This window comes from Acidiferrobacteraceae bacterium (genome assembly GCA_037388825.1).
Taxonomy (GTDB): Bacteria; Pseudomonadota; Gammaproteobacteria; order Acidiferrobacterales; family JAJDNE01; genus JARRJV01.
Genome location: JARRJV010000064.1, coordinates 1 through 8995 on the forward strand (window position 1 = coordinate 1; position 8995 = coordinate 8995).

Genomic DNA, 8995 nt, shown 5'->3' on the forward strand with positions numbered 1-8995 from the left:
GGATCCGGGAATGCGCTATTGATCGCGTCGCCGGTATCGTAGTTCATGTAGGCGGCCGAGGCTGTGTATGTTCCACTGTGAGTCGGCTGCTCGTAGTAGACATCCACTGTATAGGCCGAATAGCTTTTTGCATTCGTCTTGGTCGCGAAATTGCCCCACGCGACATCCTGCTGGGCATCGTACGCGGCACCGATGGTCAATACTTTCTTGGTGCCAAGATAGGTTCCGAGATATCCATACCCGTATTCAGGATCGAACAGACTGTAATGCGCACGCACCGTGTATCGGGGCGAACTGTTCGGGACATCGTCTCCCTGCCTGCCGTTGGCCACCATGATCCGATACTGGAACTTGGCGTTGCCGAGATTTCCCCACATTGCGACACCTGTGTCGCGGCTCGCCCCGAATGGCGTATAGGCCAGCACCTCGGCCCGGTCCATGGTCAGGGGCTCCAGACAAGCCTCAAGATTCTCGCGTGTGAAGGGAATCTTGAACTTGCCCACAATGAAGCGCATCGCATCGGTCGAGTCTATTGTGACGTAAGCATCCTGGTAGTAGAGATTCCTGTTGTTAAAACCCTGCTGTCCATCGACCGGAGCCTCCGTCTGAACGAAAAACCCTATAAGCGGGTTGAATTGCCCGCTGAAGATCAGACGATCCCGGCGCAGGTAAAAATTGTTCAGGTCGGCTGAGTCGGTTGAAGAGGTATAACCACGGCTCTGGTACCAGGCCTGCACGTCATAGTCGATCGTGAGATAGCCCTGGCTCCCGGCCTTGATCGTTACTCCCGCATGGGCGGAAGTGGTGATTGCGAGTGCGCCCAGAAAAAAGGCGAGACGTCCGGGCAAAGTCAGTCTTTTCTTGCTTGTATTGGCTGCTTTCATGATCACTCCTCCTCTCCCGGTCTATTTGTTCGGTTGTGTGACGATGTTGCGATACGTCACGACAAGTTTGTTTGCCTCATCGCTCTGATGACAGCCGGCATTGGTGCAACTCTTGTCGGGAGCCGTCCGGGGATCCGGTACCAAGTCGGCGTGGGCAAGAGTCTTCTTCAGGAGATAGGGGCTACCGTGGTGGCAACCCACGCAATCGTTGTTGACCTGGCTATGGTCCGAATGCCACGGTTTTTCGCTGATGGCTGGTCCCCGGCCGGCAGCATGGCACTTGAAGCACGATGATGCGCCCATACCGCAGGCGTTTGCGGCCGCGATCGGTGACCATTTTGCTTCGTATCGGTGAGGGATCGCGATTGCTGCCGCGCCCCAGCCCTCGTCAAGGCGATGTACAGAGGCGACATGGTCGGCGGATCCGGACGGCTTTGGACTCGCCCCAAGTAGCGAGAGCACCAAGGCACCGCCGGTCAGGCATACCGCGCATGCGGCATAGAACAATACCGGTTTTGACAATCTTCTGAGTATTCTCACAACGGCCTGGATCATTGCTCTCTCCTCTCGCTACGTTGCTTCACTCCGTGGGTGTCGGAACGTTCGTTTTTCTGCTTTCTGTCTTTCTCTGCCTGCTCAATTTCCGCCTCTGACAAACCATGGCCACACATACACACAGGGCCGTTCTTGAACCGCAAGCGGGGCACCTTTGCCTTTGGCGCCGCTGTCTGTGCCCCGGCCTCGCCCTGCCCGGTATCCGTGCCAGCAGTCTCTCCGGCGTAGACGGATGGCAATGAAAGTACCCACACGGCAAGAACGACCAGCAAGTATTTCATCGTTTACGAAATCCCCTTTTCCTGCTTGTCCTCTAAAGGCATATTACGTGCCAATGAATGCTTCGTTTTAGAAACAGTGGGTTATGGTGAAACGGACCTCGATTTCGCGTTGCATTTACCCGCCCGCTCGCGGAGAGCCTTTCAATTTGCAACCTTGCGGATGGACTGGCCTGTGCGAGACGGAATGGAAGCCACCAGGCGCACGAGGCGATAGCGCGTAGCGACAGAACCGGAAAGGGCATCGCGCATGACCGCCAGTGTGGCACGATCATACTTCCCAGCCTGACCCATTTCGTAGCGAATCATGCGCTCATAGTGCTCCTCGGGGGCAACGTCGATGCGCAACCCGACCTTGGCCAGGGAGCTCGAGGTCGTTGCAAAGTGCGTCGTCAGTGCGGAACTGCCGCCAGGAGGGATGCGCGTATCCGCGGTCTCGCGGGTGAGCGTAGCATCGACGGTTCGACCAATGATTCTTCGTGCAAGTACATGCATGGAACCGCCATCGGGATCGAGCCGATACAACGTAACTTTCACCTTGGGGACGAGATAGGTGGGAAAATCGTGCCCGATCGCCTTGCTGCGAATCACAGCACGGGCCACGGCCAAGGATTTGCTTTCGCGTTTGACCACAAGAGAAATGTCCAGTCCCTGGCGCACCATTGCCGGATCGTGGATTCCGCGCCAAAGGTGGCGGCGATTGGGCATATGACAGGACTGGCAAGACACGCCCTCGGCCGCAAACCGGCTGGCGCGCCACTCCCGGTAGGTGTCTTCAAACAACTTGCCGTTCAGACCAGGTCCATCCGCAGGAAACTGGTGGCACCCGGCGCAAAAACGGCTGTCAAGAAAGGCCTTCGAGCTCGTGAATCCGCCGTGGGGCAAACCTGGCTTGTCGCCCGACGGCATACCTGCAAGCGGCGGAGGGCCGAAACGCCTGTGGTGGCGAACGTGGCACCCGGCGCAAATTAGTCCGCGACGAAAAAGGTCCGGGCTCACATAGGTGGGAAGCGGTGACGAAGGGTGGCCCGGCCAGCGGAATTCGCGCGCCGCCAGTGCTTTTTGCTCCGCGAGCGGCGCGTGGCAACGCATGCACTTGTTGGTCTGCATTTGGTTCATGATGCGGAACTGCCACAGCAGCCCGGGGCCGACACTGTGGCTGTGCAGACTGGTGCGCCAGTCATCGTACTGCTTCCGATGACATCGGCCGCAGGATGCGGGTGCGAGAGAGGCGGTCAGTGAAGAATAATTCCCGGGCGGTGACCCCTCCGGCGCCAGTGGATAGGCCCAGTGCCGCTTGAGGAAGCGGGCGACGGTATCATTGCCCGGAATAACACCCGTAGCGTAGGCGGTTCGCCGGTGCAGATACAGTACACCAGCAACGGCGATACCCACGAGCAGTATGCCGGTCACGATCCACGTCCTTCTTGCCCCAGCGTTCACCCGGGTCTCAGCCTCCGCCATCTACTGTAACCCAATCGGGCGTCGGCAATGAAAGCCGGGGCTCTGACGCGACCACGAGATCTCACGGATTCGCGGTGCCCAGAGCCGATCAACTACCTTTCACGATTCCGATTCCACGTGACACCGGGACAAACACCGGCACCGGTCCCTTGGGACCGGTGCCGACGAGGATTGACCTAGCCGCCGCAGGGGTTGGACGGTGGCGAACCACCGCCGGAACCGCCACCGCCAATCGTGGCGCCCGTCTTGTACGCCTTGTCGGCGACAATGATGGCGTTGGCCGACTTCGCGTAGTAGTTGATCGTATACGGTACCTCGACGTTGGCCGGCGTATTGTAGGTCAGGGAATCCGTCGCTACGTCGGTGCGCCAGGGCGAATCTGCGGGCACGTTGAAGCCCCCGCCCAGGTTCTGCGTGTTGCCGAGGGTGCCCCACTCGACCCACGCCGCATCGTAGAACTTGACCGGGTACCCCAACACCACGCCCGCGGCGATGCCCGTGATCATGGCGCGATAGGTGGTGCGACAGTGGGTGTAGATCACCTGCCCCGGCTTGTAGCCGATGGCCGCCGGCGTCGCTCCGTTCGGCGGGCTCTCCGCGGTCCCGAAGGGGTCGGTAACCAGCGATTGCAGCCAGTTTTTCTCCAGATATCCGTACGAGGAATCGCTATTGTTTACGGCCCCGTCACCGTTCAGATCGCCCGCGGTTCCAGTGAAGGAATTCGCATTGCCGAAACTGTTGTAGCTGCTGGAGACAACGCCGCTGTTGTAGTAGTCATTAGCATACAGGAGGTTGCTGAAATTCAGGTCCACAGCCCCATGCATATGCCCTTCGAAGGCCACCTTGCACCCCGCGCATCCGGTCTGGCCGTTGGTGCTGTTGATGGTGCCGTTATACTCGCCCGGCGAGCGCGCGTCCCAGATAAAGGCACCACCGGGAGGCGTATAGTCGCCCTTGGCCACCCTGAGCATTTCCTCCAGGCTCGCCTGCAGAGCGGTGTTGTCCACGGGGATATCTCGCACCGATACATTGCCGCTGTTGGGCGGCGTACTCGCCGTCTGAGAGAAATAGCCGGTTCCGCCGTCATGCACCCCGCCGGTGAAGGTCGCATATCCACCTGTTTGGTCCAGGACGCTGCCAATACCACCGTTCAGCACTGCAAGATGGGACGCGCTCACGCCCCAGTAACGGAACAAATACCAGCCGCGGCCGATCAGCATGTTCTGGAAGTACCCGGGCTGCCCCATGGCGAACACAATCATGTCCTGCCGCGGATCGATATTGTACTTCTTCAGGAAGGCGTCCATGCTCGGTCCGTCCAGGACCATGCTGACGGTGGTCATAACCCCGTCGGAACGGGACATCACCCAGTCCCCCGATCCCACGTCGTATACGAAAACGTTCGAATTGTTGTGCGCGACAAACTCCATGCCGGCGAAGCCGATGCCGCCGTTGGAGCTGGGACCGCTCGCATCGCCCACGGTATGAGCGGCATCGGCGCATGGACTACCCCCATAGGCCGTACACGCCGCCCCACCTGTCTGCAGAATGACCAGTTTCCCGGTGATCCCGGCGGGCCGGTTTGTGGCCCAATCGTCGATCCAGTTCATCAGGGTGGCACCGGTGATCAAGCCGTTGACGTTGTTGTTGTAGCTGGCGTCGGACGATTGCGCGATCTGGGCCGCTGTATTGACGGTAATCCCGGTGCCGCCGCCGGTCGTGTCGTGGCTGCCTGAACAGCCCATAAGCATTAACATGGCCGTGACGAGCGAAAATGCCGCCAACCTGACGGTCATCGCGCGCGACAATGCCCGGTACGAATCTTGGTCTTTCATTGTTTGTCCTCCGCGTGGCATTTTAGGCTCCTCGCACTGACGGTTGGTCGGTAAGCAGGTTACATGCCAAGATAAAATGGGTACGGAAAACAAACGGTTACCCGAGACGCATCTTCGGCGAGTGATTGCACAATCCAGTGACAAACTGCGCAATGCACCAGGCGCCTTTCAATCTGCAATCCCCGTGCGCACGCGGCGGCCTGGTTCCCGTGTTTGCACGGCTCAATTGCAAAATCCAAAGGTTGATTCCACTGAAGAAGCGACGATTGCGATATGAAAACCGTATATCCACCACGATGCATGGAATTCCCCCGAAAAACCAGTCACAGGGGCACGGCATGGAGTTTGCTTTTGGCAATGATGATATGTGGCCATGATGCGCTCGGAGGTGAGCGATGAACGGCAACGGGATCTTCGCCTCTTTTGGCTCGTGTCTGCAGCGCTGGAGAGAAAAGCGCGGGGATACGAAGACCGGAGCGACCAGGCGCGTGGATCTGCCGAAGCATGGGGTTGTAACGATTGTGGCATCAATGGATTTTCTGGGTGTGAACTGCCTGCGTACCAATCTGCTCACCAAGAAAGCGCTCGCCCTGGCTGCGCCTGGTGAGGTGCTTGAAATCATCACCGACAATCCAAGCTCGGCAGAAACGATCCCGTTCATGCTGCCGAACTACGGCTGCATTCATCTGGAGACGGTCTGCAACGAACCGAACCGGATCATTTACGTGAAAAGAGTTGCGTCCTAGAGGAGACCAACCGGATGGCGAGTATTGAAAGTGACGTAGGCGCCGCGTTTTCGAAAGCGAAAGTGGCGCAGGGTTCCCCGGAGCTCAAAAACCGTATCTGGGCCCTGGGGATTGTTGGATTCTTCGTGGTACTTACGCTCGGGCTCTATTCTGTCGACGTCCGCTATCTGTACCTGGCTACCTACATGTGGTTCGGTCTCGTCTACGGGATGGCGCTGCAATACGGGCGCTTTTGCATGGCATCCGCTTTTCGCGATCTGTTCGCGGTCGGGGTACCACGAATGGTGGTGGGTATTCTCATCGCCATGGCCCTGTTCAGCCTGGTTTCCGCGATCGTTACCGGCGCCGGCGAAAGCACCTTCCATCCGCTGCCCTACGGCATCCATGCCCTCATCGGTGGTGTTATTTTCGGGGTCGGCATGGTGTTCGCCGGCGGTTGCGCATCCGGCTCCCTCTACAAGAGCGGGGAAGGGACAGTGGCTTCATGGCTGGTGATCCTGTCCCTGAGCTTCTCGCAGACCTGGTTCGTGAGCGCCGACGGGTGGTTCGATCATCTGGTGCCGGCATCATGGACCGCGTCGGCGGCAGCGAAGCATCTGCCTGACGTCCTCACGCCGACCAAGGGCTGGTTCGACCAGTACATGGCCGGCTACATCTGGGACCTTCGGTCAACGACACTGGCTGCCCTGACTCATATCAAGAACCATTACCTCGCGGCGTTCGTAGGCAATTCACTGCTCAACACCATCCTCCCGGCGGCGGTGATTTTGGTCGCGGTCTACCTGATCTGGTATCGCAAGACGCACCTGAAGATGATTGCCAAGAGCGGTGCCACGGGCTGGCGCGCCGAACTGGGTGGGTACTGGGCCATGATCGTGTCCTCCAGGCGCACGGCGATCGCCGGATTGGTCATCGGCGTGGCGGCCGGCCTCCACATGTGGGTCATTGACGGCTTCCGCCAGGTCTTCGGCGTACTCAATGCCGGCGAGTTGCTGAAGGCCATGCATCACACCGCCGGCCTGTCCATCCAGGACACGGTATTCGATCCCGGCTACTGGTACATAACCACCCAGGAGGCACAATGGTCCGGCTGGTTTCTGCATGTGTTGGGGTTTCAGGACACGCACAACATTTTCTACGGGCTGGAGAACGGCTTGCCCAATCCCCTGCTGAATCCCCCGGGCTGGATGTCGATCGCGATCATCCTGGGTGCCTCCGTCATGGCGCGACTCAACAACGAATTCAAACTCAAGTTCCCGCCGCTGGAAACGGCCGTCTGGGCTATTCTCGGCGGCGCCCTCATGGGCATAGGCGCACGCATCGGTATCGGCTGCAATATCGGCGCCTTCTTCATACCGGTCGCCAACGGTGATCCGTCGGGGTGGATATTCGGCCTCGGCCTCGCTATAGGCGCCTATCTATGTGTCCGTTTCTACAACTGGTGGATCAATCGCCAGATGGCGAAAGACGACATCTTCTAGCGAACAGGGGAAATATCATGGCGGTCAAATTCGAGAAGTTGAACGAGGGTCGGTACCTGCTGGATGTACACGGCTACGTGTGTCCGCACCCGCAGGTTTACACCAAGAAGGCCCTGGAGAAAATGAAGGCGGGTGAACTGCTCGAGATCGTGTTCGACAATCCGTCATCCGCCGAATCCATCGCGGCCATGTGCGAAGCCGAGGGAAACGAGATCCTGAATAAAGACACGGAAAGCGGAACCGGGGCAATGAAATGGACAATCAAGAAGAGCTGATCGCCTGAATCAAGGGGCCTGAAGATGAAAAACAGTTTGTGGATAATCATTCTGATCATCGTCGCTTTTGTCAGCTTCCTGATCGGATACTCCCGCCCTCATGATGTCAAGAAGGCATATACAGCGACCTCCTCCTCCGCCGCTGCGCAGGAACAGCCGCTCGCACGGGGCAACGGAAAGATGAGCGCGCAGTCCGGGCTGCCTCTCTCCGTCTGGCGTCAGGCCAGCGCCGACAAGATCCCGACGGTGTGAAGCAAATGCAGTTCGGTGTCGTGGTGACAACAGAGGAACTCGGGGGCTACGCGGCAAAACTGCTGTCCGCTGCGATCGCTCGTGGCTGGGAATGCCGCTGTTTCCTGACCGATACGGGTGTACGCCTGCTGGCGAACGACACGTTCAGGCAACTCGTACAATCGGGGAGACTCAGGGCGAGCGTGTGCGAGGTGAGCTGGGAACGGCTTGGGGGTGGCCCGGCTCCGGAATGGGCCCCGATGGGCAGCCAGTATCAGAACGCCGAGTTAACTCACAATTGCGACAAGGTCATCGTTTTCTGATCGGATAGCGGGCCGACGTTTCGCCGGGCCATGAAGGAAGGAAGAATGAAACAGATTCTGGTACTCGCAAAATACGACCAGGCCGAAGCGCTGAGGGTGGCGGCCGGGCAGACCTTGCTGGACGACCAGGTACGCGTCGATGTAATCGGGGATCTGGAAGACTCGGCGGCGGTCGGTGAGCAGAAAGAAGTGCTCGATTTCGCCGACGTACCGTGCGATACCCTTGCAGCCGAACATCCCGAGACGATCCACCGTATTGCACGGCATATCCTGGCTGCGGATGTGGTGTTCCTGCTATGAACGAATCGCGTCGGGTTCTCCTCCTCTTTCCAGGCCCCGACAAGGCAAAGGGGCCCGCTCCCCAACTACTCATTGACGCGCTGGAGGCTGCAGGGGCCCGGGTGCAGGCACACTCATGCGACGATCGCTACGACGAGATACTGGACGCCGTGGAACAGGTCGATACGATCGTGTTCTGGAGGTAGCCCCGAAGAACATCGAGACGCACAGGCAATCCCGGTCCGGGGCTGCCTGTCCAGGATTACGCAGATTTCTGTCGATCGGATTTTCCGATTGGCGTGGGCGACCCTGGTGCAAATTGCAATCGTCACGAACGCAGAGAGTGCCGAAACAGAAACGCACAACAGCCTACGTTAAGATTCCGTTTAATCGCCTGAATGCTCACGCAAAACAGTCTTCCCGCCATTTGCCATCGTGTTACATTAGTATCGAAGTGGCGCAACGCTGACTTGGGGAAGCAGGCCACGCCCGGTCGGCCTTGCGCGTGATCTGTCTATGACCAGGCAGAGGCACCATGACCAGCAAGACGTTTTCAAGACAGGAGAAATACTTTCTGCGCCGCAGAACGGGTTCTTCATCGAACGCGTTCCGGATGGTCCTGCTGCTCGGCATCGGAATCTATG

At 58.7% G+C, this 8995-nt stretch carries 11 protein-coding genes; 7 read left to right on the forward strand and 4 right to left on the reverse strand.

Translation table 11 applies throughout. The features are described from left to right. The 4 genes from extI to P8X48_10650 all read right to left on the reverse strand — a co-directional run. On the reverse strand, positions 1–884 hold an 884-nt coding region (gene extI, locus P8X48_10635; GenBank protein ID MEJ2107761.1), incomplete at its 3' end, for a selenite/tellurite reduction operon porin ExtI. Positions 885–905: 21 nt separating this feature from the next. Then, the gene (locus tag P8X48_10640) at positions 906–1439 is read right to left on the reverse strand and encodes a hypothetical protein (protein ID MEJ2107762.1); all 534 of its coding nucleotides are present in this window, start codon (positions 1437–1439) and stop codon (positions 906–908) included. Between the two features lie 422 nt (positions 1440–1861). Next, complete coding sequence (locus P8X48_10645; protein MEJ2107763.1) at positions 1862–3130, reverse strand: multiheme c-type cytochrome; 1269 nt, start codon at positions 3128–3130, stop codon at positions 1862–1864. A 227-nt stretch (positions 3131–3357) separates the two neighbouring features. Next, the gene (locus tag P8X48_10650; GenBank protein MEJ2107764.1) at positions 3358–5016 is read right to left on the reverse strand and encodes a hypothetical protein; all 1659 of its coding nucleotides are present in this window, start codon (positions 5014–5016) and stop codon (positions 3358–3360) included. Between the two features lie 395 nt (positions 5017–5411). On the opposite strand from P8X48_10650, the gene P8X48_10655 reads away from it, so the two are divergent. Genes P8X48_10655 through P8X48_10685 form a run of 7 tightly spaced genes read left to right on the forward strand, consistent with a single transcriptional unit; the run spans position 5412 to position 8557 of the window. Further along, the gene (locus P8X48_10655; protein MEJ2107765.1) at positions 5412–5762 is read left to right on the forward strand and encodes a sulfurtransferase TusA family protein; all 351 of its coding nucleotides are present in this window, start codon (positions 5412–5414) and stop codon (positions 5760–5762) included. Between the two features lie 14 nt (positions 5763–5776). Continuing rightward, positions 5777–7243: a YeeE/YedE family protein gene (locus P8X48_10660; protein ID MEJ2107766.1), complete on the forward strand. Its 1467-nt coding sequence runs from the start codon at positions 5777–5779 to the stop codon at positions 7241–7243. Between the two features lie 17 nt (positions 7244–7260). Beyond that, entirely contained in the window at positions 7261–7518 is a 258-nt protein-coding gene (locus P8X48_10665) for a sulfurtransferase TusA family protein (GenBank protein MEJ2107767.1), read from the forward strand. Between the two features lie 24 nt (positions 7519–7542). Then, positions 7543–7770: a hypothetical protein gene (locus P8X48_10670; GenBank protein ID MEJ2107768.1), complete on the forward strand. Its 228-nt coding sequence runs from the start codon at positions 7543–7545 to the stop codon at positions 7768–7770. 5 nt (positions 7771–7775) lie between these two features. Beyond that, entirely contained in the window at positions 7776–8072 is a 297-nt protein-coding gene (locus P8X48_10675) for a hypothetical protein (GenBank protein ID MEJ2107769.1), read from the forward strand. A 45-nt stretch (positions 8073–8117) separates the two neighbouring features. Continuing rightward, positions 8118–8372, forward strand: a complete 255-nt coding sequence (locus tag P8X48_10680; protein ID MEJ2107770.1) for a hypothetical protein — start codon at positions 8118–8120, stop codon at positions 8370–8372. Beyond that, positions 8369–8557, forward strand: coding sequence for a hypothetical protein (locus tag P8X48_10685; GenBank protein ID MEJ2107771.1), 189 nt, complete (start codon positions 8369–8371; stop codon positions 8555–8557). Before P8X48_10680 ends, P8X48_10685 begins: the two co-directional genes overlap by 4 nt. Positions 8558–8995 lie beyond the last annotated feature (438 nt).